The organism is Arthrobacter sp. BC5 (assembly GCF_056680255.1).
Genome location: NZ_CM155273.1, coordinates 521,663 through 545,245, shown reverse-complemented (window position 1 = coordinate 545,245; position 23,583 = coordinate 521,663). Strand labels below are relative to the sequence as shown.

26 protein-coding genes and 1 pseudogene are annotated in these 23,583 nt (G+C 70.8%); 12 read left to right on the top strand and 15 right to left on the bottom strand.

Going from position 1 to position 23,583, the window contains the following annotated elements:
- Window position 1: 1 nt before the first annotated feature.
- The 3 genes from AC1MFI_RS02335 to AC1MFI_RS02325 are packed head-to-tail and all read left to right on the top strand — an operon-like array spanning window position 2 to window position 1,025.
- Entirely contained in the window at window positions 2–358 is a 357-nt protein-coding gene (locus AC1MFI_RS02335) for a hypothetical protein (RefSeq protein ID WP_479819374.1), read from the top strand.
- A complete protein-coding gene (locus AC1MFI_RS02330) occupies window positions 351–614 on the top strand; it encodes a DUF3253 domain-containing protein (RefSeq protein WP_479819372.1) in 264 nt (87 codons plus the stop codon). Before AC1MFI_RS02335 ends, AC1MFI_RS02330 begins: the two co-directional genes overlap by 8 nt.
- 9 nt (window positions 615–623) lie before the next feature.
- A complete protein-coding gene (locus AC1MFI_RS02325) occupies window positions 624–1,025 on the top strand; it encodes a RidA family protein (protein ID WP_479819371.1) in 402 nt (133 codons plus the stop codon).
- Window positions 1,026–1,174: 149 nt separating this feature from the next.
- Here the strand turns inward: AC1MFI_RS02325 and AC1MFI_RS02320 are convergent, their stop codons facing one another.
- From AC1MFI_RS02320 to AC1MFI_RS02310, 3 genes are all read right to left on the bottom strand, one after another.
- Window positions 1,175–2,203: an isopenicillin N synthase family dioxygenase gene (locus tag AC1MFI_RS02320; RefSeq protein WP_479819370.1), complete on the bottom strand. Its 1,029-nt coding sequence runs from the start codon at window positions 2,201–2,203 to the stop codon at window positions 1,175–1,177.
- A gap of 44 nt (window positions 2,204–2,247) precedes the next feature.
- The gene (locus tag AC1MFI_RS02315) at window positions 2,248–2,691 is read right to left on the bottom strand and encodes a YkvA family protein (RefSeq protein ID WP_479819368.1); all 444 of its coding nucleotides are present in this window, start codon (window positions 2,689–2,691) and stop codon (window positions 2,248–2,250) included.
- A 127-nt stretch (window positions 2,692–2,818) separates the two neighbouring features.
- On the bottom strand, window positions 2,819–3,463 hold the full coding sequence (locus AC1MFI_RS02310) for a TetR/AcrR family transcriptional regulator (protein WP_479819366.1): 645 nt from the start codon (window positions 3,461–3,463) through the stop codon (window positions 2,819–2,821).
- A gap of 64 nt (window positions 3,464–3,527) precedes the next feature.
- Between AC1MFI_RS02310 and AC1MFI_RS02305 the strand changes: the two genes are divergently transcribed.
- The 4 genes from AC1MFI_RS02305 (at window position 3,528) to AC1MFI_RS02290 (ending at window position 7,148) form a co-directional block, all read left to right on the top strand.
- The gene (locus AC1MFI_RS02305; protein WP_479819364.1) at window positions 3,528–4,376 is read left to right on the top strand and encodes an ATP-binding cassette domain-containing protein; all 849 of its coding nucleotides are present in this window, start codon (window positions 3,528–3,530) and stop codon (window positions 4,374–4,376) included.
- Between the two features lie 3 nt (window positions 4,377–4,379).
- Window positions 4,380–5,168, top strand: a complete 789-nt coding sequence (locus AC1MFI_RS02300; protein ID WP_479819362.1) for a YhgE/Pip domain-containing protein — start codon at window positions 4,380–4,382, stop codon at window positions 5,166–5,168.
- Window positions 5,169–5,252: 84 nt separating this feature from the next.
- Window positions 5,253–6,722, top strand: coding sequence for a YhgE/Pip family protein (locus AC1MFI_RS02295; RefSeq protein ID WP_479819360.1), 1,470 nt, complete (start codon window positions 5,253–5,255; stop codon window positions 6,720–6,722).
- A 105-nt stretch (window positions 6,723–6,827) separates the two neighbouring features.
- Window positions 6,828–7,148 carry a putative quinol monooxygenase gene (locus AC1MFI_RS02290; RefSeq protein WP_479819358.1) on the top strand — a complete coding sequence of 107 codons (321 nt, stop codon included), beginning with the start codon at window positions 6,828–6,830 and terminating at the stop codon, window positions 7,146–7,148.
- A gap of 49 nt (window positions 7,149–7,197) precedes the next feature.
- Here the strand turns inward: AC1MFI_RS02290 and AC1MFI_RS02285 are convergent, their stop codons facing one another.
- The 3 genes from AC1MFI_RS02285 to AC1MFI_RS02275 all read right to left on the bottom strand — a co-directional run bounded on the left by AC1MFI_RS02285 (window position 7,198) and on the right by AC1MFI_RS02275 (window position 10,263).
- A complete protein-coding gene (locus AC1MFI_RS02285; protein ID WP_479819356.1) occupies window positions 7,198–7,755 on the bottom strand; it encodes a GNAT family N-acetyltransferase in 558 nt (185 codons plus the stop codon).
- A gap of 91 nt (window positions 7,756–7,846) precedes the next feature.
- Window positions 7,847–8,815: an acetamidase/formamidase family protein gene (locus AC1MFI_RS02280; RefSeq protein ID WP_479819355.1), complete on the bottom strand. Its 969-nt coding sequence runs from the start codon at window positions 8,813–8,815 to the stop codon at window positions 7,847–7,849.
- Between the two features lie 2 nt (window positions 8,816–8,817).
- Window positions 8,818–10,263: an APC family permease gene (locus AC1MFI_RS02275; RefSeq protein ID WP_479819353.1), complete on the bottom strand. Its 1,446-nt coding sequence runs from the start codon at window positions 10,261–10,263 to the stop codon at window positions 8,818–8,820.
- Between the two features lie 183 nt (window positions 10,264–10,446).
- Here AC1MFI_RS02275 and AC1MFI_RS02270 point away from each other — a divergent pair, with 183 nt between their 5' ends.
- Window positions 10,447–11,247, top strand: coding sequence for a FadR/GntR family transcriptional regulator (locus AC1MFI_RS02270; RefSeq protein WP_479819351.1), 801 nt, complete (start codon window positions 10,447–10,449; stop codon window positions 11,245–11,247).
- Window positions 11,248–11,363: 116 nt separating this feature from the next.
- Here the strand turns inward: AC1MFI_RS02270 and AC1MFI_RS02265 are convergent, their stop codons facing one another.
- Complete coding sequence (locus AC1MFI_RS02265) at window positions 11,364–13,163, bottom strand: bifunctional metallophosphatase/5'-nucleotidase (RefSeq protein ID WP_479819349.1); 1,800 nt, start codon at window positions 13,161–13,163, stop codon at window positions 11,364–11,366.
- A gap of 160 nt (window positions 13,164–13,323) precedes the next feature.
- Here AC1MFI_RS02265 and AC1MFI_RS02260 point away from each other — a divergent pair, with 160 nt between their 5' ends.
- Window positions 13,324–14,310 (top strand): alpha/beta hydrolase, encoded by a 987-nt coding sequence (locus AC1MFI_RS02260; RefSeq protein WP_479819347.1) that lies wholly within the window; start codon window positions 13,324–13,326, stop codon window positions 14,308–14,310.
- Entirely contained in the window at window positions 14,307–14,786 is a 480-nt protein-coding gene (locus AC1MFI_RS02255) for a GNAT family N-acetyltransferase (RefSeq protein ID WP_479819345.1), read from the top strand. Before AC1MFI_RS02260 ends, AC1MFI_RS02255 begins: the two co-directional genes overlap by 4 nt.
- Before the next feature lie 53 nt (window positions 14,787–14,839).
- Here the strand turns inward: AC1MFI_RS02255 and AC1MFI_RS02250 are convergent, their stop codons facing one another.
- The 5 genes from AC1MFI_RS02250 to AC1MFI_RS02230 all read right to left on the bottom strand — a co-directional run bounded on the left by AC1MFI_RS02250 (window position 14,840) and on the right by AC1MFI_RS02230 (window position 19,266).
- Window positions 14,840–15,223, bottom strand: coding sequence for a hypothetical protein (locus AC1MFI_RS02250; RefSeq protein ID WP_479819343.1), 384 nt, complete (start codon window positions 15,221–15,223; stop codon window positions 14,840–14,842).
- Window positions 15,224–15,387: 164 nt separating this feature from the next.
- Complete coding sequence (locus AC1MFI_RS02245) at window positions 15,388–15,951, bottom strand: dihydrofolate reductase family protein (protein WP_479819341.1); 564 nt, start codon at window positions 15,949–15,951, stop codon at window positions 15,388–15,390.
- Between the two features lie 47 nt (window positions 15,952–15,998).
- A complete protein-coding gene (locus AC1MFI_RS02240) occupies window positions 15,999–16,898 on the bottom strand; it encodes an alpha/beta fold hydrolase (RefSeq protein ID WP_479819339.1) in 900 nt (299 codons plus the stop codon).
- Window positions 16,895–17,746: an SDR family NAD(P)-dependent oxidoreductase gene (locus AC1MFI_RS02235; RefSeq protein ID WP_479819337.1), complete on the bottom strand. Its 852-nt coding sequence runs from the start codon at window positions 17,744–17,746 to the stop codon at window positions 16,895–16,897. The genes AC1MFI_RS02240 and AC1MFI_RS02235 overlap by 4 nt, the downstream gene beginning before the upstream one ends.
- Window positions 17,743–19,266 carry a flavin-containing monooxygenase gene (locus AC1MFI_RS02230; RefSeq protein WP_479819336.1) on the bottom strand — a complete coding sequence of 508 codons (1,524 nt, stop codon included), beginning with the start codon at window positions 19,264–19,266 and terminating at the stop codon, window positions 17,743–17,745. The genes AC1MFI_RS02235 and AC1MFI_RS02230 overlap by 4 nt, the downstream gene beginning before the upstream one ends.
- Before the next feature lie 69 nt (window positions 19,267–19,335).
- On the opposite strand from AC1MFI_RS02230, the gene AC1MFI_RS02225 reads away from it, so the two are divergent.
- Entirely contained in the window at window positions 19,336–20,352 is a 1,017-nt protein-coding gene (locus tag AC1MFI_RS02225) for an AraC family transcriptional regulator (RefSeq protein ID WP_479819335.1), read from the top strand.
- On the opposite strand, the gene AC1MFI_RS02220 is transcribed toward AC1MFI_RS02225, so the two are convergent.
- The 3 genes and pseudogenes from AC1MFI_RS02220 to AC1MFI_RS02210 form a co-directional block, all read right to left on the bottom strand.
- Window positions 20,276–20,956, bottom strand: a complete 681-nt coding sequence (locus AC1MFI_RS02220) for a sigma factor-like helix-turn-helix DNA-binding protein (RefSeq protein ID WP_479819333.1) — start codon at window positions 20,954–20,956, stop codon at window positions 20,276–20,278. The two genes, AC1MFI_RS02225 and AC1MFI_RS02220, sit on opposite strands and share 77 nt — an antisense overlap.
- Before the next feature lie 80 nt (window positions 20,957–21,036).
- Window positions 21,037–21,204, bottom strand: a pseudogene (locus AC1MFI_RS02215) (sigma factor); the annotation flags it as partial.
- A gap of 4 nt (window positions 21,205–21,208) precedes the next feature.
- Window positions 21,209–22,363 carry an NAD(P)/FAD-dependent oxidoreductase gene (locus tag AC1MFI_RS02210; protein ID WP_479819331.1) on the bottom strand — a complete coding sequence of 385 codons (1,155 nt, stop codon included), beginning with the start codon at window positions 22,361–22,363 and terminating at the stop codon, window positions 21,209–21,211.
- Window positions 22,364–22,530: 167 nt separating this feature from the next.
- Here AC1MFI_RS02210 and AC1MFI_RS02205 point away from each other — a divergent pair, with 167 nt between their 5' ends.
- Window positions 22,531–23,514: a LacI family DNA-binding transcriptional regulator gene (locus tag AC1MFI_RS02205; protein WP_479819329.1), complete on the top strand. Its 984-nt coding sequence runs from the start codon at window positions 22,531–22,533 to the stop codon at window positions 23,512–23,514.
- Window positions 23,515–23,583: the final 69 nt, after the last annotated feature.

The window sequence follows — 23,583 nt, the reverse complement described above, 5'->3', positions numbered from 1 at the left end:
GATGGCGGATCCGCGGAACACGACCGACGACGAACGATTCTTCCTCCACAGCGGCCGACGCTGGCGCAGGACCGATCCGTCCCTGCCCGAGGACGTGCTGGCGCGCCTCATGTCCCATCTCGGGCGTGGACGCTCCGGGGTCCGCAACAGCGCCAAGGGCGACGACGGCGCGGCACTGCCGCGTGCCCGGCGCACCGTGCAGCTGGCGAAGGAAGGGCTCGGTGAGCGGGGGAAGCCCTGGTGGGAGCAGTCGGAGGCCGAGAGGAAGGCGCGGTGGACCGCAGCGCTGAAGGAACTCGACGCGCTGCACCCGCCGCGACCCGACGGCCCGGCGCGGAAGCGCTCCGTCGATGGCTGAGCGATCCTCGGACGGCCTGTTGCGCACCGAGATCCTGCGCATCGCGGAGCAGCGCGGGAGCGACAAGACGCTGTGCCCGTCGGATGCCGCCCGCAGCGTCGGCGGGGAGGAGTGGCGGGACCTCATGCCTGCCGCTCGGCGCATCGCGTTCGAGCTGGCAGGCGAGGGGCGCGTCGACGTCACCCAGCACGGCGAGAGCGTGGAGCCGGATGCACGCGGGCCCATCCGGATCCGCTGGGTGGATGGTACGGCGTAGATTGTGGCCATGGAGCCCTCTGCGCATTCCTTCGCCGGTCTCGCTGCCGCGTCGTATGCCTACGCGGCGCCGGTCGGGCCGTCGTCGCGCCTCGTGTTCAGTGCGGGTGCCTGCCCCCTCTCCCCGGACGGAGCAGTTGCTGGGGCGTCGTTCGCGGAGCAGGCCCTCCTCGCCCTGCACAACCTGGGCCGAGCCCTCGACGCACAGGGCGCGGCGCTCGCCGACATCGTCCATCTGCGTGTCCTCGTGGCTTCTGCCGACCGGCACGATCTGGCCGCGGTCTGGAATGCACTCCTCGGGGTGGTGAAGGAGCCGGCGCCGCCGAGCACCCTGATGGGGGTGACGGTGCTCGGCTATCCGGGCCAGCTCGTCGAACTCGAGGCCGTCGCGGCCGTCGCGGCCGAGCTGTAGGTACGCCGTCGGTCATCGTCCTCCCGGGTGATCCTGCCGACCTGTCAGCTGCCGGCGCGGGCCCTGCTCACCTGGCAGCGGCCTCCGAACGCACGACGGCGGCACCCGGGAGGTGCCGCCGTCGTCGTGTCCTGCGGTGTGTCCGCCGGCTACTTCTTCGCGAGTTCGGGGTGGTGGAGCTCGGTGACGTCCGGGTGCGCGCGGACGCGCCCCTTCAGGACGTTGGAACCGTAGGAGGACAGCATGGGGTTCTCCGGGTCGTCCGTGATGCCGCGTGCGGCGGCCCTCAGGTCATCCGTGAGCGGTACGGGCTCGATCACGGCGTCCAGTCGGGGCGACCAGAAGAACGGGATGGCGTAACGGTCCACGCCCGGCGCGGGGGCCGTGACCCGGTGGATGGTGGCCGCGAGATAGCCCTCGGTGGCCACCTCGAGCATCTCGCCCAGGTTGACCACGAGCGCGCCGGGGATCGGCGCCACCGGCACCCATTCGCTCGCGCTGTGGGGGAGGACCTCGAGGCCGCCGACCTGGTCCTGCAGCAGGAGCGTCACGAAGCCGTAGTCGGCGTGGGCGCCGACGCCCTGCGACCCGGATCCCTCGACGACTCCGCCGACGTAGTGCACGAGCTTGGCCATCCAGGCGGGCGTCCGCTCGAAGGGCTCGGCGAAGTAGTCCTCGGGAAGGTGGAGGGCGACGGCGATCGCGGAGAGCAGCTCGGCGCCCACCTGCGACATCAGGCCGGCCCAGGCCATGGCCTGCTCCTCGAGCTCCGGGAGGGCTTCCCGAGGCCAGAGGTTCCGGCCCTGGAGCAGCCAGAACGGCTCGCCGGCCGGGTAGTCGCTGAGCGGCTCGCGCTCCGGGGAGAAATCGATCTGCTCCCGGGCGTCGGGACGGCCACGGGTGATCTCGGTGCCGAGGCCGGCGTAGCCGCGGAAATGGGGCGATGTCCGGTTGTGGATGCTCAGCCGCTCCTCGAGCGGGAGCTCGAAGAACCGGCGCGTGACATCGAAGAGATCGTCCACCTGGGTAGGGGCGGCGCCGTAGTTGACGACGTGGAAGAAGCCGACGGTGTGGGCGGCATTGCGCAGCTCATCGATGAACCCGGGGTTGAAGGATCCATCGGCAGAACGTGCGGTACTGAGGTCAAGGGTGGGGATCGATCCCGCGGAATGCTGCATGCGCAGGAGATTACGCCCGTTCAAAAGCGTCGTATGACTTTGCGTTACTCCGTGTTGCGGCGGGCGTCGTCCGCGCCGGGACCGGAGAGCTTCGCCAGCACCCGGACGGTGCGCAGGCCGCCGTCGGACCCCGACCAGTGCCGCTCGAGGGCGCCCTGGCCCGCGCTGCGCACGACGGCCCGCAGGGCCAGCGCGATCAGCACGACGTCGTCCGCGTACCCGATCACCGGCAGCACGTCCGGCACGAGGTCGATGGGCAGGACGAGGTACACCACGAGCGCGCCGAGGATGATCCGGGTCCGCCGGGGGAGGGTGGTATCGGCGGCAAGGCGCCGGATGAGCCGCAGGAGGTCCGGTCCGAGGCGCAGCACATCGGTCAGGGAGAGGATCTCCGGATGGCGCCGCGCATAGGCGACGAGGCAGGCGAGGAACAGCACGTAGGCGAGCAGGGTCGCGAGGGCGGCCTGCAGCACCGTGTTCCACTCCATGCCGGTCCCCTTTCCGATGCCCCTGCACGCCTACCGTACGCACACGTGACCGGCCACGCCGCTCGGTGACCTCGACGACGGCGATGACGATGGTGACGACGGCCGGCGTGCGCCGGGGTGGCAGGGCTCAGGGTGCGAGCGCGGCCCGCAGGACCGCCGCGATGCTCTCGGTGACCTGCTCCTCGGTGACGGCGTCGGGATCGGCCGCACATTCCACGGCCATGCCGTTCACCGTGGCCAGGAGGATCGTCGCGAAGACCGTGTAGTGCCCGGGGTCCGACGGCGCCCCGAAGGTGCCTGCCCGCTGGGCCAGCGTGGCGGCGAGCATGGCACGACGGCTGCGCCGGTGCTCGCGGAAGACTGCGCCGACCTCCGGGTCCCGCCCGGCCTGCAGTGCGAACTCGACGACGAGCGCGTGCCACCGCTGCTCCTGCAGGACCCCGCGGGCGAGATAGTGCGCGGTGTGCAGGACGGTCTCCTCGAGGGAGGTCAGGTGGTCCACCTGGCTCAGGACGTCCGCGGCCGTATCGGCGAGCCGTTCACTCAGCAGCGTGGCGAAGAGTTCCTGCTTCGACCCGAAGTTGGAGTAGACCGCGCCCTTCGTGTAGCCCGCGCGTTCGGCGATCGTGTCCAGCCGTGCGGCGACGTACCCGATCTCCTCGAAGACCTCCAGGGCTGCGGCGAGCAGCCCGGCGCGGACATCTTCCCGGCGCGGTCGCCGCCGCGGGCGGCCCGCCGTCGTGCTGCCGTTCTCCGGCTGTGCTGTCGTCATCTGTCCTCCCGCACTTACGATACCATTGGTATTGAATACTTCAGGTATTGAAATTGAGGACGCCATGGACATCTCCCTGCTCGCCGCGCAGCCCGACCGGTCGGCGGACCGTGCGCCGGCCGTCTCCGTCCGTGGGCTGACCCTGCGGGCCGGGAAGCGGACCGTCTTCGAGGACGTCACGTTCGACGTCGGCACCGGGTCGCTCGCCGTCCTCGCAGGACAGTCGGGGACGGGCAAGAGTGCGCTCGCGCTGGCGCTCGCCGGTCGGCTCGCCCCCACGGCCGGGCAGGTGTCCGTCTTCGGGCTCTCGCTGCCCCGGCAGGCAGGGACCGCGCGGCGGAGAATCGGCTTCACCGGCAACGCGACCGTGACGCCGCTCGACGAGACCCTCACGGTCAGGCACCACGTCGCCGAGGCGCTCGGACTCGCCGGCCCGTGGTGGCGGCGGTCCGGTACCCATGAGCAGGTCGGCCGCACCATCACCGCCGCCAACGACCTGCTGGGAGCGCTCGGGGACGCCTTCGGCGACGATCCCGCCGCCGTCGCCCTCGCACAGGCCCGGCTCCACCGGGGAGAACTCGTCCGGGACGCATCGCCCGTGGCCCGCTTCGCGCTCGGCCTCGTCCTCGCCCTGGCCTCGGGGCCGGACATCCTCGTGGTCGACGACGTCGACCAGCTCCGCACCGCGGACGAGCGCCGCGCCGCCTGGGCCGCACTCCTCACCCTCGAGCGCACGCGCCGGAACGGCGTTGCGCCGCTGACCGTCGTCGCCACCTGCCAGGACCGGCGGGAGCTCGACGACGTCCTCGATGCAGGCCATCGCCTCAGCGTGCTTCCGCTGCGCCCCGTCGCCGTCCACGCCCTCGGCTCCGCGGCACCCCTTCCCTCGTCTCCAGCCCCCGAAATCAGGTAAACCGTGTTCTCCCTGCTCCGCACGGAACTCTCACGCTTCCGCATCACCCTCACGTCGAAGGCCGCGCTGCTGGTCATCGCCGTCATCCCCGCCCTCTACGGCGGGCTGTACCTCGCCGCCAACTGGGACCCGACGGGCAGCCTCGACCAGCTGACGGCCGCCGTCGTCGACGAGGACCGGCCCGCTACCGCCACCGGCCCCGACGGCACCGAGGCCACCATCTCGGCCGGCGCGGACCTCACGGCCACGCTCACCTCCTCCGACGACGCCGGCTTCACCTGGGTGGCGGTCGACCGGGAGCAAGCGCAGGCGGGGCTCGACGACGGCACCTACGCGGCGACCCTCGACATCCCGGCCGACTTCTCCGCGCAGCTCGCCTCGGTGAGCGGCGAAGCCCCTGCCCGTGCGTTGCTCGATATCACCACCAACGACGCCGACAGCTACATCGTGGGGCAGGTCGGCAACACCGTGGCGGCGAACCTTCAGCGCCAGGTGCAGTCCGGCGCCACGAAGGACTACCTCGACAGCATCTACCTCGGCTTCTCCTCCCTCCACGGAGAGCTCGCCGAGGCCGGCGAGGGTGCCGGGAGGATCGCCGACGGCGCCCAGGGCGCCGACGAGGGATCGGCCTCGCTCGTCGTCGGCCTCGGGGACCTCGTCAGGGGCAGCACCGAGCTCTCGGCAGGCACCGCGGACGTGGCCGCCGGAGCGGTGGATCTCTCGACGGGTGCCGGGGACCTCGCCGCAGGGCTCGGGCAGCTCGATGCGGTGACCGTGGACCTCGCTCCGTAGTCGCAGGAGCTGGCCGACGGTGCCGCCTCGGCCGCCTCGGGCGGAGCAACGCTCCGGGATGGTGCCTCCCGGCTCGCTCCGGGCGTGCAGTCCGTCGCGGACGGAGCCACCCGGCTCACAGCATCCGCGACGGCGCTGGCCGGCGGTACACGCAGCGTCGCCGACGGCGCCGGGCAGCTCGGCGACGGTGCCGGTGCCCTCTCGACGGGTGCTGCCCAGCTCTCGTCCGGAGCGGGGCAGGCGGCTGCCGGTTCCCGGGCAGTGGCCGACGGCCTCGCCCAGCTCATGGCAGGATACGGCTCCCTCACGGATGCCGAGCGGCTCGCGGCGCTCCAGCAGCTCGTCGGCGGTGCGGAGGCCGCCGCTGCAGGCAGTGATCAGGTCTCCCGTGGGGCCGGTACGCTCGCCACCTCCGCCACCGACCTCGCCTCGGGCGCGGGAACGGCAGCCGCAGGCGCTACCACTGCGGCCGACGGCGCCGATCAGCTGGCCGCCTCAAGCGCGGGCCTGGCGACGGGTGCCCAGGACGCGGCCGCGGGTGCGGCAACGGTGGCCCAGGGCGCCGACAGCCTCGCGGACGGGCTCGCCCGACTGCAGGCCGGGACGTCCGCGCTCGCCCAGAACACGCCCACCCTCCGGGAGGGGATCGTTTCGGCCTCCGACGGCGCCGACCGGATCGCCGCCGGCGCGGCGACACTCAGCGGCGGTGCGGCCCGGCTCGCAGGAGGAGCGGCCTCGCTGGCCGACGGATCGGGGCAGGCGTACGACGGCGCGACACGGCTCGAGGACGGCCTCGGTACCCTCTCCCGTGGATCCCGCGACCTCGCCACGCAGCTCGACCAGGGCGCAGGGCAGGTCCCGGACTACGGCGACGAGCAGCGCAGCGAGCTGAGCGGCGTCGCCTCCTCTCCGGTGTCCATCGAGCGCACGCACGCCAACGCGGTGGACGCCTACGGCGAGGGCATGGCGCCGTACTTCATCCCGCTGTCCCTCTGGGTGGGTGGCATCGTGACGTACATCGTGCTCCGTGCCCTGTCGCCGAGGGCGCTCGCCTCCACGGCCGCGTCCTGGCGGGTCTCGGCCGCCGGGTACCTGCAGGGTGCGCTGTTCGCGGTCCTCCAGGCACTGGTGCTGCTCGGGATCCTGGTGGCCGGCGTCGGGCTGACCACGCCGCACCCCGTGGGACTGGTGGCCTTCACCATCCTCACCGCCCTGGTCTTCACGGCCATCCATCAGGCGCTCGTCGCACTCCTCGGCGGCATCGGACGGCTGGTGGCGCTGGTGCTGCTGATGCTGCAGCTCACCTCCGCCGGTGGTACCTATCCGGTGGCCACCGAGCCGGGGTTCTTCCAGTTCCTGAGCCCGCTGCTGCCGATGACGCATGCGGTCACGGGTCTGCGCCACCTCATCGCCGGTGGTGACCTCGGCGTCGTGTGGCTCTCGGCCGCCCAGCTGCTGGTGTTCTTCGTGCTCGCGGCCGGACTGTCGGTCGTCGCCTCGCACCGCGGCCGCTCGTGGTCGCTGGAGAAGCTGCACCCCAGCCTCGCGATCTGACAACTCGCCCTCCACAGGCGGTGCGGGCGCATGCGGGAGGTCGCTGGAGCTTATAGGTTGGAGGAGTACCCGAGCTCGATACCTCCACCAGGAAGGCACCATCCCATGATCTTCATCGTCGTCAAGTTCAACGTGAAGCCCGAGTGGAGCGAGCGCTGGATCGACCTCACGCGGGACTTCACCGAGGCGACGCGCCAGGAACCCGGGAACCTGTGGTTCGACTGGTCGCGCAGCGTCGAGGATCCCAACCGCTTCGTGCTCATCGAGGCGTTCCAGGACGACGCCGCCGAGGCGCACGTGAACAGCGACCACTTCTCCCAGGCGATGCAGGACATGCCCCAGGCGCTCGTGGAGACCCCGGAGATCATCAGCGAGCGTATCGGCGCCGAGGGCTGGGGACGCATGGGCGAGCTGACGGTGGACTAGGCGCCGGCCCTGCCCCGCCGGCCGCGCGGGCGGTCATGCGCCGACGGAGTCAGTCCGACGGCGCGCTCCGGACGGCGGGGAGCGTCCGCTCCATGATGAAGTCGTCCTCGTAGCGGTCGCCGAGGCGGAACCGCTTGGTCCCCACCCTGCGGAAGCCGTTCTTCGTGTAGAAGCGGATGGCCCGGAGGTTCTCCTGGTTGACGCCGAGCCAGACGCCCGGCTGCCCGGACCGCGCGGCGAGATCCAGGGTCGCGGTCATCAACGCCGCTGCGGACCCCTTGCCGTGGTGGTCGGGGTGCACGTAGAACTTGCTGAGCTCGAGGGCGGGTGCGACGGTCAGCGCGGCCAGCACGTCGGCGTCGACGGGCTGGTCCTCGACCAGCATGCTCCAGCCGGCGATCCGGCGACCGTCCCTGATGCAGAGGATGGTGCGGCCTCCAGCGGTGAGGTGCTCCTCGAACCGTTCCGCAGAGAGCTGTGCGTCGATGTGCCGCTGGATGTCCTCGGGCGGGGAGTCCGGCGGGCAGGCGAGGGGGAAGGTGGTGGCGGCACACACGGCCAGTGCCGCCGCGTCGTCGGCCGTGGCCGTCGCGATGTCGATCGTCATGCCTCCAATCTAGGACGAGATGCAGCAGGACGCGGACCGGGGTCCGCGTCCTGCCGGTAGTTCCGCTGCCGGTACCCGGCTCGCCGCAGCCCTATGGGGAGAGGACGCTCTTGGGCAGGTGGTGGGTCGTCACCGCGCCGACGGGAGCCATGGGGTGCAGCGGGTCGGGCGCCGTGCTGCCGGTGGGGCCGCCCAGCCGCGAATGGCAGACCGCGCTCAGGAGGGCGTACGCGTCACCGGGCGTGTGGCCGTGGGTGTCCACCAGGAAGTCGAACGCGTCCTCGTAGCCGCGCTGGACCGACTCCTGCACGGGGTCGCCGAGGCCGACGAAGATCCACTCCGACTCGGTCTCCACCCTCGGCGCCCGGAGAGGCAGATCCTTGACGACGTCCACGCTGATGACGGCCACCCCCTCGGCCTCGATCGCGACGAAGGACGACTCGCCGACCGCCATGATCGCGTGGATGTCCCCGATGGACAGGTAGGCGCCCTCCGTCATGACCGGCAGGTACACCGTGGTGCCGGGGCGGCAGTCCGTGAGGTCCATGTTGCCGCCCTGCGCGTAGGACGGCATGACCGTCGAGTGCGATCCCCGTGCAGGCGCCGTGCCGATGCAGCCGATCATCGGGGCCGGTTCGAGGGCGTGGCGGTCCGTCACATGGACGCCGTCGCCGTCGATGGGGACCCGGCGCGTGAACATGTCCGGGCCCATCCTCTCCTGCAGGGCGCCCACTCCCGGCAGGCTGACGGACCAGCCGCAGTCCTTCAGCCGGATCTCGTGGATGGTGACGGCGAGCGCGTCCCCGGGTTCTGCACCCTCGACGTACAGCGGACCCGTGACCGGGTTGAGCTGGACGGTCAGCTTGCCCATGTCCTTGTGTTCGTGGAGCTGCGCGTACACCTCGTCGCTCGTCTCGAAGCCGATGAGCGCCCCGGTGCCGGGAGCGATGCGCAGTGCGGGCTCCACCTCGGCCGTGAAGCCGGGTTGCCCGTGTTCCTTGCCGAGGAAGTGGTCGAGGCCGTCCGTCAGGGGGGCGGTTGATGCTGCAGTGCCGGTCATGGTCAAAGTCCTTCGCGTTCGCCGGTGGTCACGGTCTGGTAGTCCTCGTCCGGAGCGGAGGAGTTCCTCCCGGAGATGTCCGTGGTGCGTCCGGTCCTCCTGTAATAGGCGAAGACGCAGGCGCCGATGACGAGCCAGACGATGCCGCCGATCTTCGCCTCGGCCGCCGCGTTGAGCAGCACGTACCCGATGATGAGGAAGCCGATCACCGGGACCACGAGGTGCAGGAGGTAGTTGGTGGACTTCTTGCGCACCATGTAGTGCACCACGACGGAGACATGGAGCATGAGGAACCCGAACAGCGCCCCGAAGTTGACCAGCGCCGAGATGATGTCGATCTGGCCGACGAAGAACAGCACCAGGACGGCCGAGATCACGGACACCGTGATGATCGCGTACTGGGGGACCTTCCGCGAGTTGATGGCGCTGAGGAACCTGGGCAGCTGGCCCTCGCGGCTCATCGAGTAGAGCAGCCTCGAGGTCGCGGCCTGTGCGGCCATGGCATTCGCGATACCCAGGGCGAGCACGTTCACCACGAAGAAGGCCGTGGCCCAGGTGCTGCTCGAGGCTGCTTCCACCAGGTCGAAGAAGGCATTGCCGGCAGCTTCCTCCGAGAAGGGACCCTGGTCGGCCGCGAGGAGGCTGGCCAGCCAGGTCTGCGTCACGAAGCAGAACGCGGCGATGAAGAGCGCGATGATCATGGCCCTCCCGGCCGCGGTGCGCTTGCCGGTGGATTCCTCGGCCATGGTGGAGATGCCGTCGAACCCGAGGAAGCTGAGGACGGCGATGGAGAGGGCCGAGGCCAGCAGCGGGCCGCTCACCTTGTCCGCGTCCCAGACGGGTGCGGCGGAGAACTCGGCGCCCGGGATGGTGCCGCCGTTGAGGGCAGATGCCGCGATCACGATGAAGATCACCACGAAGGCCAGTTCCACCACGAGGAAGATGCGGTTCATCAGCTTGAGCGAGCTCACGCCCAGCAGGTTCACGGCCGTGTTGATGGCGACGAACACCAGTGCCCACACCCACCGCGCCGAGCCGGGGAAGATGCCGATCATCGACTCCGCGGCGAACACGTAGAGGAGCGTCGGGATGAGGAGGTAATCGAGGAGGATCGCCCAGCCGGCGAAGAACCCGACCGTGGGGTGGATGCCGCGGCCCACGTATGAGAAGACGGACCCCGCGAGCGGGATGGACCTCGCCATCTGCGAGTAGGCCAGGGCGGTGAAGATCATCGCCACGAGCCCGATCAGGTAGACGAGGGGAACCATGCCGTCGGCCGCGTTGTAGACCGTACCGAAGATCGCCCAGGGGGCGATCGGCACCATGAAGATCAACCCGTAGATGAGCAGGTCGGTCGTGGAGACCGACCGTTTGAGCTCCTGCTTGTATCCGTAGGATTCGAGCTGCTGCTGCGCGCTCAACTCGCCGGAGGAGTGGGGAGTGGCCACCGATGTGCCTTTCGTTCGGACATGCGGCGGTCCCGGTCCAGGAAGGGTGGAACGCGCCGCAGAAGGGGGATCGAGACCTTCAGCGGGCGAGCCTGATCGGTCTGAGCAGTATCCTTGCGCACAAAAGGTCTTTCTGGAAGACCTTTTGTTTCCGGCAGGTAAAACCTGACCTAGGGTGGGGGAATGCAGGTGTCTGACCAGGCCCAGACTCGAACGCCGCCCCTCGAAGGGCTTCTTTCAGCTCCCCTGCAGGCCCACTCCCGCGGGGACGAGATCGCGGACAGGCTGGTCACGGCGATCGCGGTGGGGGAGTACCTGCCCGGCGCCCGCCTTCCCTCGGAGCGGGACCTGGCGGTCTCCCTCGGCGTCGGCAGGATGACCGTCCGCGAGGCCATCGCACGGCTGGTGTCCCAGGGGATCCTCGAGACGAGGCGCGGCCGGAACGGCGGGTCCTTCGTCACAGGGCAACCGGAGGCATTTTCCGGACAGGCTGTGCAGCGCACGCTCGGAGCACGCTGGGAATCGATGCGGGACCTGAGGGAGACGCTGTGCCTCCTGCACGGAGCGCTCGCTCGCTCCGCCGCTGACAACCGGAGTGACGAGGACGTGGTGGTACTCCGCGCACGCCTCGAGGACTTCCGCGCAGCGGCGTCGGGCAAGGCCTCCCAGTCGGCCGACGCGGCGCTGCATGCGGCGATCAGCACGGCGACGCACAACGCGCTGTTGGGTGCGCTCCTCGCGGAGGTCGAGGCCCGCCTGAACCTGGCCGCGCCCTCGCATCCCTGGGGGCCGGTGGACGGCGTCGAGGCCATGGAGGCCCGGGCGCTGAAGGACCACGAGCTGCTGGTGGCCGCGATCTGCTCGCAGGACTCCGATGCGGCGGAGGGCATCGCCCGCCAGCACGTGAAGATCGACTTCGAGATGATCGAGGCGGCGCTCGCCAGGACCGCCGCCGCCACGTCTGCGCCGCCCGGGCCGACGTAGCCTCACGGCTGTGCACAGGGTCCCCGGCCCGGCCCCGAAGGTACCAGCGGCCGAGGACCGGATGAAGCGACCGGGAGTGTCTGCTCACCCGCCGGGCGGGTGAGCAGACATGCGCCCTAGTCGAAGACCGGCTCGCCGTTGCGGGTGAGCTTCCAGTTCTCCACGAAGAAGTCCGCCGGGTCGATGGTGCCCTCGGCGATCAGGTAGTCGATCAGCAGCTGGCGGATCTCGGTGGTCTGGTTCACGAGTACCGGGGCCGTGGCGATGTGCGGGAAGTTCCCGCCGCCCGACTGCCGGTAGTTGTTCGTGGCCACCGCGAAGCGCTGCGCCGGGTCGATCGGCGCTCCGGCGTAGCTGAGGTCGGTGATGCGCTGGCCCACCGGCTTGCTGATGTCGATGTCGTAGGAGACGCCCGACATCATGTCGTAGTTGTAGTCGGGCGTGCCCGCGGCGTTGGTGAGCGTCGCAGGATCCACAGGAGTGCCGGGTGCGCTCTGGTTGAAGTACTTCGCCGAGTACTCGAGGTAGTCCTTGACCTGGGCGCCGGTCATCTCCACCCCGAAGAGCGTGTTCGGGAAGACGTACAGCCCGGCCATGTCACGGATGGTCACGGGACCCTGCGGGATCACGGCGGCCCGGTTGAAGGGCGCCACGATGGACAGGACAGGGAGGTCGGCGTTGGGCGTCCCTTCGAGGGCCCTGTCCACCGCTCCCGCCTGGACCTCGTTGACGAAGTCCATGACGGCGGTGTCACGGATGCGCGACTCGGCGGCGGACATGGTCGCCGTCGCCGTGCCGATGGCCGTGTTCACGTACTCGATCACGCGCTGGTGCTGGTCGGCGGCGATGGCCGAGATCTTCGGGTCGGCCTCGACGGTGTTGGTGTTGAGCAGTTCGGAGTTCGCCGAGGTGACGTCCCACTGGCCGCGCACCTTCGTCAGCTCGAAGTCCATCACGGACAGGCGCATGCCCCAGTTCTTCGGCTCGGTGAGGAGTACCTGCTCGCCCGTCTGCCTGTTCGTGACGAAGCGCTCCGGGATCTCCTGGTGCTCGTGCCCCGCGAGGATCGCATCGATACCCGGTACCTGCTCGGCGAGCAGCGTCGACGCGTTCTCGACCGGCAGTCCGCCTCCGTAGGAGGATGTCCCGGAGGGGCCGGAGTGCGAGCTGACGACGACGACGTCCGCGCCCGCGGCCTTCATCTCCGGCACGTATTTCTGCGCCTGCTCCACCATGCCCTCGAAGCGGAGTTCACCCTCCACGTTGTTCTTGTCCCAGATGGCGCTCCCCGGGGTGGTCAGCCCGAGGATGCCCACCCTGATGGGCTTCTGGCCCTTGAGCTTCACGGTCCTGATGACGTACGGGGTGAAGGCGTCCGCTCCGGTGTCCCAGTCCTTGACGTTCGCGCCGAGCAGCGGGAAGTCGAGCTGGTCCTCGTAGGTGCGCAGCAGCGGTACGCCGTAGTTGAACTCGTGGTTGCCGAGCGTCGTGGCGTCATAGCCCATGGCGTTCATGGCGGCGGCCATGGGATGGGTCTCGCCGGTCTCGTCCACGGGCTGGACGTTCGCGTAGTAGTCCGTGAGGGAGGTGCCCTGGATGGTGTCGCCGTTGTCGATCAGCAGGGTCGATTCCTCGCCGCGGTCCGCGCGGACCTGGTTGACGAGGGTGGAGACCTTGGCGAGTCCGACGTCGTTGTGTGCGGCGTCGTCGTACTCGGCGTTGGTGAAGTAGTCCCAGTTCTCGATGTAGCCGTGCAGGTCGCTGGTGCCCATGACGGTGATGGTGACGGCGCCCTGGGTGCCCTCGCCGCCGCCGGGCGCGGCGGATGCTGCGGGCGCGAGACCGAGTGCTGCGACGCAGCCGAGGGCGACGGCCGTGGCGGCACGCCGGTGGCCCCTTGGAAAACTTTGTGACACGTGAGATCAGCTCCTGTAGTGATGCGGTGGCGACAGCCTATCCGTGACCGGTGACACACTGGTGACGGCAGCCTTGCTCCGGATGAACGGAGCAGGTCCAGTGCCGGGCGTCCCCGCCAGGGGCGCCCTTGACCTGATCCAGGCCCCGGGAGGACCGCCCATGACGACGAACGCAGCGCAGCAGGCCTATCGCCAGGACGTCCTGGGCCCCGGGTACGACGTGCGGACGCTTCCGCTGCGTCCCGACGAGGAGGGTGAGGTCGTCGCGACGCTCGTCCGCAGGGCCCTCCCCGGAGGTTCCCGGCGGGCGGTGCTCTACGTCCACGGCTTCGTGGACTACTTCTTCCAGACCAACCTCGCCGATGCCTGGCACGAGGCCGGCTTCGACTTCTACGCGCTGGACCTGCGGAAATACGGACGGTCGCTGCGTGCGCACCAGACACCCAACTACACCGCGGCGCTCGAGGAGTACGACGAGGAGCTCGACGAGGCGGCCCGCATCATCCGCGAGGACGAAGGGCACGATGTCCTCGTGGTCATGGGGCACTCCACCGGTGGGCTGATCGCGTCGCTGTGGGCCCACCGCCGCCGTGGCAGCGGGATCATCGACGCCCTCGCCCTGAACAGTCCCTGGTTCGACCTCAACGCGAGCCTCTTCCAGCGCACCCTCGGAACCGCCGCGGTCCATCGGCTCGGGACGCTTCGGCCGCGCGTCGTCGTCGGCAAGCTCGGATCCTCCTACGGCCGGTACCTGCACCGGGACACCGGCGGCACCTGGGACTACGACCTGGCCTGGAAGCCGCACGGCGGGTTCCCCGTGGTGGCAGGCTGGTTGCGAGCCATCCGGCGGGGCCATGCAGAGCTCAACCGCGGCCTCGCGATCGACTGCCCCGTCTTCGTGGCGTGCTCCGACGCCACCTCCGATCCCGCACGGGAACCGGGCCGCATCTCGTCGACGGATGTGGTGCTCGACGTCGCTCACATCGCCGGGAGGGCGCCCAAGCTCGGCAGGCTCGTGACCCTGGTGCGGATCCCGGGCGGCATCCACGACCTCGCACTCTCGCCCGAACCGGCGCGGTCCGCGTTCTTCGCCGAACTGGCGCGGTGGCAGGACGCGTACGTACCCGGGCCGGGCGCCGGGGCGTGACGCAGGTCCGTCGGATCACGGCGGACGACGGCGACGGTGTGCTCGCACTCGCGACCCTTCGGGCTGCCTGGGCTTCGGACGACGCCGGGCGCACGTCCGGTCATGAACGGCGCTGGCACCTCGACGGTCAGTTCCTTGCCGCATTCGCCGCCTGGTTCCGGTCGCAGGACCGCGTGTTCTTCCTGGCCACGGACGACGACGGCATCGCGGTCGGTATGTGCAACGTCGCGTTCTTCCGGCGCATGCCGAAGCCCGGGGTGGCGCCGTCGTGCTGGGCGTACCTTGCGAACGTCTACGTGGCGCCCGGACACCGCTGCGTCGGCACGGGGAGTTCGCTCGTGGAGGCGGCGACGGAGTGTGCCCGGGATGCGGGCGCGATCCGCCTCGTCACCGCTCCTAGCGACCAGTCGCGGTCGCTCTACGGACGCCACGGCTTCGGCGCGGCGGACGGCCTCCTGGTTCTCATGCTCGACTGAGGCAGGCAGGCGCCAGCTGGGCGGTGAGCTCGGCGGGTGGGTGGTCGGCCCGGTCAGGCGAGCCTGCGCGTGGCCAGCCGGTCCGCGAAGGCCTGCTCCTCGCACAAAGCCGTGTGCGCGAGCGTGAAGACCCGGGCATCGGACCGCAGTTGCCCGATGAGCGCGAGGACCGAGCGGGCCTCCAGGGCACTGGGGTCGAGGAGCAGGGCCGCCGTCGCCTGGAGGCGTCCCGCCCCGGCCCTCGCCGCGGCGGTCTGGAGGCCGTGCACGGCGCCGTACCACTCGGTAGGATCCGGGCTCCGGAACGAGCGCTCGATCGTGAGGATGCGTTCGTCCAGCAGGTCGATGAACCGGGAGACGAAGGAGGTGGCTGCTCGGGCCGAACCGATGTCCGCCATCAGCTCGGAGAAGGCTGCCTTGTCGATGACGGGCTGCACCTTGCTCCTTTCGCGCGTCAGGGTCCGGTGGCCGGAGTGCCATCGAAAGGTCCAGTCTCGCCGGAGAAGATGAAGCTGGAGCGGAGAAACCCTCGGGGTTCGTTCAAGAAAAGGCGCAGCGGCCATACGTCGCCGGGTTTGCCGGAGGGCCTCGGCCCTGGTGTTCAGGAGGGTCCTCTCCGGACGTCGTAGGTGAGGAAAGCGAACTGGCCCTGCTGTTCGACGGAGCGGAGCGTGAGCCGGTCCGATTCCACGCGCAGGGGCAGCAGCGGCGCGCCGCCGGTCAGGGCGACCGGCGCGACGGACACCTGGATGCCGTCCAGCAGGCCGGCTGCGAGGAACTGCCCGGCGAGGTCCCCGCCGCCCACGATCCAGATGTCCTTGCCACCGGCGGCCTCGTGCAGGCGCTCGAACACCGCGCGGACATCGCCGGAGACGAACCGCACGTCCGCGCCCTCCGGCACCGGCAGTTCCCGGGTGGTGAAGACGAACGTCGGCCGCCCGCCGTACATCGTGCCCCATGTGCCGGGGTCCTCCAGGAGTCCCTCGAAGTCGAGGACCCACTCGTACGTCGTCGAGCCCTCCACGAGCACGCCGACCGTGTCGAGGAACCGCGCGTAGTGCTCGGGCGGCGGGGGCTCGACGGCGAAGAGCCAGTCCAGCGAGTTGTGCTCGTCGGCGATGAAGCCGTTGAGGGTGGAGGCCGTGTAGAAGATGACGCGTGTCATGGTCCATCTCACCACCGGCGCGGCGGCGGCGTAAGGGGCTGGGAGGGTCAGTCCCGGGTGTCGATCCCGCCGATGAACGCCCGGACCAGGGCGTCGAACTCCTCTTCCCGTTCGATCTGCGGCATGTGCCCGCACTGCTCGAACAGGTGGAACCCGGCGTGCGGGAACACCGTCCGCGCGTGGTCCAGGTGCGACGACGGCAGCACCCGGTCCTCGTCTCCCCACACCACGAGCGTGGGCTTGTGCTGGGCCGCCACCGTGCGGAGGAGCTGGGTACGCCAGCGACGCCGGACGCCCCGGAAGGTGCCGAGGTGCCGGGCCACGGCGAGCAGGACGTCGTCGTACGCCGGGTTCCTGCCCACCTCCTGCGCGTGGTCGAGGCGTTCCTCGGTGACGAACCGCTTGTCGTGGAACAGTGCCCGCTCCGTACGATACGCAGCCTTGCGCGACTTGTCCTTCATGAGCCTCCGGCCCACCGGCCGGACGGCGAGGATCCGCAGCGCGAGCGTCACCTCCCTGCCGAAACCGGCGCTGTTCGCGAGCACGAGGCTCCGGACACGCTGCGGCTCCAGCGCACTGATCTTCATGGCGATCGCGCCACCGAGGGAGTTGCCCACGACGTGCAGCGGGCGATGCTCGCCCACCGTGTCCAGCGCGGCGAGGACGAAGCGGGCCATGGACTCCATGGAGTACCGGCCCTCCGTCCGCTCGGACAGCCCGAATCCCGGCAGGTCCACGCTGATGACCCGGTGGTCCGGGGCGAGGCGCGAGGAGAGACCTGCCCAGTCCTCCAGGCTTCGGCCGATGCCGTGCAGCAGGAGGACCGGCGGCTTCTCGCGGGCGCCCTCGTCGCGGTAGCGCACGCGGATGCCGCCGACCAGCAGGAAACCCCCGGGCGCGGAACCCGGAGCGCCGGATAGCCCGGTGCCGGAACGCGCTCCGCTCATCGGCGCACCTTCGCCGCGAGGCGGACGAGTGCGGTGGCGCGGCGTTCGAGCGTGCCGAAGGACATCGGGGCAATGCGGGCGACGACGTCGGGCACCTTCGCGCTCAGTCCGATCAGCAGTCGCGGCCTGCGCGCCTTCACGGCGTCGAGCATGAGTTCGGCGGCCCGATCCGCAGGAAAGGTGAGGAGCCTGGTGAACTCGTCCTTCGCCTTCCTCACCTCGGCCTGGCTGAGGTCCCCGCCGATCCTCGCGTTGAGCGCGATGCCGGTCCGGATGCCGCCGGGGTGCACGGTCGTGGTGCCGATGCCGCGCGGCAGCAGCTCGTTGCGGAGCGCTTCGGTGAACCCGCGCAGGGCGAACTTGCTCGAGGAGTAGGCCGTCTGGCCCTTGGGCCCCACGAGCCCGAACAGGCTGGAGACGTTCACGATGTGCCCGCCCGGTCCGATCCTCGGCAGCAGCAGGTGGGTGAGCAGCACCGGAGCGGAGAAGTTGATGGCCATGACCCAGTCGAAGTCCTCCATGCTGATCTGGTCGAACCGCCCCGCGAGGGCCACGCCGGCGTTGTTCACCAGCAGGTCCACGGTGTCGGTGGCGGCGAGCAGGTCGGCGGCCAGGTGCTCGACGGCCGCCCGGTCCGCGAGATCGGCGACGAACGTGGTCACCGCGGCGCCGGGCCAGGTGGAACGGATGGAGGATGCGACGGCGTCGAGCCCCGCCTCGTCCCGGTCCACGAGCAGCAGGGTGCTCCCGCGCTCCGCGAGGCCGCGGGCCAGGTGCTCGCCCATGCCTCCTGCTGCACCCGTGACGACGGCGGTGGCGCCGGCGAACCGGAAGGGGCGGATGCTCATGCGTGGATCTCCTGGAGTTCGGGGGCGGGGGAGGACGGCGGGGCCGGGGCGTCGAAGACCATGTTCCTCGCCAGGTTGCCGTGCAGGGCGGTCGGGGCATCGAGCAGGTAGTTCTGGCGCATGGTCCACGGCTGCCGGTCGCCCTGCTTCGGGAAGGCCGAGACGGCGCGCTGCACGTACCCGGAGGTCAGGTCGAGGAGCGGGCGGGGCATCATGTCGCCGTCCACCGCGGGTGCTCCGTATCGGTGGCCGTGGCGGTCCATGTACCTGATGAGGCGGCAGACGTAGCGGGAGCTGAGGTCCGCCCGGAGCGTCCACGAGGCGTTGGTGTAGCCGACGCACAGGGCGAGGTTGGGCACACCGCTGATCATCAGGCCCCGGTACACCCAGGAGTCACCGAGGTCCACCGGCTGCCCGTCCACAGTGAAGATGGCTCCACCGAGTGGCAGCATCGAGAGGCCGGTGGCGGTCACGACGACGTCGGCCTCGAGCTCCTTCCCGGACGCGAGGCGGACGCCGCGCGCCGTGAACGTGTCGATGGTGTCCGTGACCACGGAGGCGCTGCCGGACGTGAGCGCCTTGAACAGGTCGGCACTCGGGGCGACGCAGAGCCGCTGGTCCCACGGGTTGTAGGCGGGCGTGAAGTGCTCGTCGACCAGCTTCTCGTCGCCGAGGATCCGTGCCGTCTGGGTGCGGATGAGCTTCTTGGCGAGCTCCGGCCGGCGGCGGCACAGCTGGTAGAACGCCTGCGTGAAGAGTACGTTCTTGGCGCGGGCCACATGGTGGGCGAGGCCGGCGGGGAGGTGGCGTCGCACCGCGTCGGAGAACCTGTCCCGGCTCGGGACGGCGGTGATGTAGGTGGGGGAGCGCTGGAGCATCGTCACGTGCGCCGCCTTCTGCGCCATGGACGGCACGAGGGTGACAGCGGTGGCGCCGCTGCCGACCACGACGACGCGCTTGCCCGCGTAGTCCAGTCCCTCGGGCCAGAACTGGGGGCGGACGATCTCCCCTTCGTACGCATCGAGGCCGGGGAAGGACGGCTCGTACCCGTGCTCGTAGTTGTAGTATCCGCTGCACAGGTAGAGGAACGCGCACGTGAGCCGGTGGCGCTCGACCCCCACGCCCCCGTTGCCGTCGTCGTCCGTGACGTCGAGTTCGAGGGTCCACCGGGCGTCGTCGGAGGACCAGGCCGCTCCGACCAGCCTGGTCCGGAACCGGATGCGCTCCCGGATGGCCGGGTCCTCCGCCGTTTCCCGGATGTAGGTGAGGATCGACGATCCGTCGGCGATCGCCTTGGCCTCGGTCCACGGGCGGAACGGGTACCCGAGAGTGAACATGTCGCTGTCGGAGCGGACGCCGGGATAACGGAAGAGGTCCCACGTGCCGCCGATCGCACTGCGGGCCTCCAGGACCGCGAAGCTCTTGCCCCGGAGTCCGGTGGAGACGCGGTAGGCGGCGCCGATGCCGGAGAGGCCGGCCCCGACGATCACGACGTCGAGATGTTCGAGGGAGGTGTCCATCCCTCCATTATTCGGGGCTACCGCGGCTTCTGCTTGACTCTGCGCGACAGCTCTTTAACCTTGGACGACATGGGCTCCATCATCCGCTCCGCCGGCATGCGCGGCTTCCGCGACGTCGTCGAGCAGTTCGGCGGCGACGCCGAAGTGCTCGCGGCTCAGTACCGCGTGCCGGCGGAGGCGATCGACAGCGACGACGTCCTCGTCTCGGACATCGCCCTGGCGAAGCTCCTCGAGGGTGCGGCGCGAGATCTGCCGTGCCCGGATCTCGGATTGCGCATCTCGGAGTACCAGGACATCGGCATCCTCGGGCCGCTCGCCGTCGCCGTGCAGAACTCGCCCACGGTCGGCGCAGCCCTGGAGTGCGCGTCCCAGTTCCTCTTCCTCCACAGTCCGGTGCTGCGCTTCACCATCGTGCCGGACCCCGAGGGCAGGCCGGGCGACGTCGGCCTCTGCTACGGATCCTCCGAGGGCACGCCGCCCCGGCAGGCCACCGACGCGATCCTCGCCTTCGCGCACCGCATGATCCGCTTCCTGGTGGACGGGCCGTACGGGCTGCACTCGGTCCATCTCTCGCACCTGCCCAGGGCGCCCGTCTCCCGGTACACGGAGTTCTTCGGTGCGGATGTCCGCTTCGGGCAGGCCGCGTCGCTGCTGCGCGTGCCCCGGAGCCTCCTCGACCGCCCGCTCGCGGGAGTGGACGCCACACTGCGGGAGATCGCCCTCGACTACCTCCACAGCCACTTCCCGGAGCCCGGCCGCGTCGTCGCCCCGCAGGTCCGCAACGCCGTCGACCGCATGCTCGGCACCTCGCCGCCGCGCATCGACTCCGCAGCGAGGCTCCTCGGTATGCACGCCCGGACGCTGCAGCGACGGCTCGCCGTGGAAGGCACCACCTTCGGGGCACTGCTCGACGACGCCCGGCGGGACGCGGCGCTCCGCCTGCTGACACGGACGGATCTTCCGCTGCAACAGGTGGCCGGACTCGTGGGGCTGTCCGAGCAGTCGGCCCTCACCCGGTGCGTGCGCCGGTGGTGCGGGACGACGCCCCGGGAGGTCCGGATGCTCGGGCCGGTCCGGGCCGGGTGAGCTTGTCGGGGTTGCGGACGAGGTAGACGCCGCTGATCCGGCTCCGGTCGTCCAGGGCGACGGCCAGCGTCAGTTCCAATCGGGTCCCGGCGTGGATCAGTACGCCCGGGCCTCCGTTGAGGGTACCGATGTCCACCTGCATCTGTGGGAGCGGCGTCCGGGCGATCTTCAGGAGGAAGGCGGCGATGGGTTCGGCGCCGGCGATCGGCTTGCGCGCGGCCACGACCTTGCCGCCGCCGTCGGAGAGCAGCACCGCATCGGGGGCGAGCACGTCGATCAGGGCCCGGAGGTCCCCGGTGACGAGGGCGGCCAGGAAGGCCTCGAGCACGTCGGTACTGCGCTGGGGGGTCGTCGCGACGTGGTGCGCGGCGTTGATGCGGGTGCGGGCCCGGTGCGCGATCTGGCGAACCGCTGTCGGGGTCTTGCCCATGGCCTCGGCGATGACGCCGTAGGGCAGGCTGAAGACGTCGTGGAGCATGAAGACCGCGCGTTGCTCGGGGGTGGCCTGCTGCAGCACGACGGACAGGGCGTAGCTGAGTTGCTCCTTGAGGAGGAGTTGGTGCTCCGGGCCGTCGTCGTCGGCCACCAACGGCTCGGAAGCCACGGTCCGGGGTAGTCCTCCCGGCGTCGGCCCGCGGCCCGCACCGCGTTCAGTGCGACGCGGGTGGCCGCCATGGCGAGGTACGCGCGTGGATCGCGGACGGTGGACGCATCCACGGCGGCCCAGCGCAGGTAGGTCTCCTGGACGATGTCCTCGGCGTCGGCCCGGGAGCCGATGATCTCGTAGGCGATGGTGAAGACGAGGGGCCGGTGGGCCGTGAACAGCTCGTCCTGTTCCGTTCTGGAGGTCACGGCCTCAGTGTACGGAGACCGCGGGTCCGGACGGCCAGGTGAAGGACCCCGGTGCGCGCGCCTCCCCGGCCAGCCAGGCCACCGTCATACGGCAGACGCGCTCCTTGGCCCAGCCGCCGGCCCGCCCGGTCAGTGCCAAGCGCCGCGCGGTGTCATCGGGATGCGCCACCTGGACGTGCCCGTGCCCTGCCCCGAGGTCCAGGCACTGCAGCAGATAGCCGATGTCGATGGCAGCGGGCACCGCGCCGGCCAGCCGGGCCAGCACGGTATCGGCGGCGTGGGCTCCGAGGGGAAGGGCGGACGCGCAGGAGGCCCGCAGGTGCGCCCCGGCCACACCCTGCACGGCCACGGCATCCCCGGCACCGACGACACGCTCGTGCCCGGGCACCGTGAGGGTCGCGTCCACCGTCAGCCGGCCGTCGGCCCCGACGGGCAGGCCGCTGTCGGCGGCCAGGGCCGGTACGGCGAACCCGGCCGTCCAGATCGTCGTGCGAGCAGCGGATCGGTCCGGTTCGTACCCGGTGTTCTCGTGCCCGAGCACGTTTCCGGCGACCGGGTCCACGGTCCCCGCCTCCACCGCGATGCCCAGACGCCGCAGGCGCCGGGCGATCGACGGGCGTGCTGTCAGCGGGTGCGCCGGACCCGAGGGAGCCACGATCGTGATCCCGAGGTCCGGCCGGGCAGCAGCGAGAGCACATGCCAGCTCCACCCCGGTCGGTCCCGCACCCGCGACCGTCAGTGCTGATCCTGCCGGCAGGTCCGCCACGGCGCTCCGGGTGGCCTCGGCGGCACCGGGGTTCGTGATCGACAGCAGCGGTGTCGATCGCTCGCCGCTGCCCACCGCATACACCAGCCAGTCGAAGTGGAGCGGATCCTGCTGCTCCAGGGCGACCAGCCGCCGTGCCGGGTCGATCCGGACCGCCCGGGCACGCAGCTGCCGCACGCGCGGGTGCAGCACGTCCGCCCAGGTGACGGCCGCCGAGTCCCGCGCCCCGGCGGCGAGCGCGTGCAGCCGGATCCGCTGGGTGAACGCCGCTCCCGGATCCACCAGGGTGACCACCACCGGCGACGCGCTCCTGCTCCCGGCCAGGCGATTGGCCGCCATGACCCCCGCGTACCCGCCGCCGACGACCACTACCCGCACTGGTTCACGCATCATGCTCTCCTTCTCGAAACATCCTGACGCCATCAAGACACCTCCCGACGGGGACGTGTGACACCCCATCGGATTCTGTCCGCGCCGACCGACCCCGCCGCCCGACCCCGGCGCCCGCCCGCGGCCGACCTACACTGGCAGGCAGGACTCGAGCGCGGGAAAGGGGAGCGGTGGCGGGGATCACCAGCGCCGACGTGGCCCGCGAGAGCGGCGTCTCACGGACCACCGTCAGCTACGTGCTGACCGGCCGGGACGGCGTGAACATCTCCGAGGAGACCCGCCGGCGTGTGCGCGAGACAGCAGCGCGGCTGGGATATGCGCCGTCGGCCGCGGCCCGCGCCCTGCGCACCGGACGCAGCGACCTGGTGCTGTGCATCCTGCCGGACTGGCCCGTGGGGCCCGTGATCGAGACGCTGCTGGACGAGCTCGCCGACGGGCTGTCGGGCCGCGGGCTGTCCGTCCTCGTGCATCACGGGCGGCGGACGCGCCCGCTCGCCGAGCTGTGGCGGGCCGTGACCCCGCGGGCGGTGATCGGGTTCGCCCCCTTCGCGGACGAGGACCTGCTCATGATGCGGCAGGCCGGGATCCAGGTGCTCGGAACCCTCGGCGAGGAGGATCAGCCCGACCCGGCCCTCCCGTCCCAGAGCCAGCTCGCCGTCGGCGCCCTGCAGGCCCGGCGACTCGCTGAGCGCGGTGTCGGGCGCCTCGGCTACGCGTGGCCCACGGACCCCCGGCTCGAGGTCTTCGCGCGCGACCGCCTGCTGGGCGTCGAGCGTGCCTGTGCCGAGCTCGGCCTCCCGGATCCGGTCGTGCGGCCCGTCGCGCTCGACGCCCGGGCCGCCGCGGCGGCGGTGCGGTCCTGGCGGGAGCAGGGGGTCACCGGCGTCGCCGCCTACAACGACGACGTCGCGCTCGCCGTCCTCGCGGGGCTGCGCGCCGAGGGGGTGTCCTGCCCGGACACCATGGCGGTGGTGGGGGTCGACGACGTCCCCGCGGCGGCCCTCGCAGCGCCTCCTCTCACGACGGTGTCGCAGTCGATCGAGGTGCAGGCCCGCTATCTCGCCGCCCTCGTCCTCGCGGACCTCGACGGGTCAGCGGAGAAGCCTGAGCATCCCGGCCATGGATTGCACCTTGTGGAGCGGGAGTCGGCCTGACGGGAGGCCGGCAGCACTGACGCGAGGAGGACCGGAGCTCTCGCTCCGGCCCTCCTGTCTCTGCGGGTC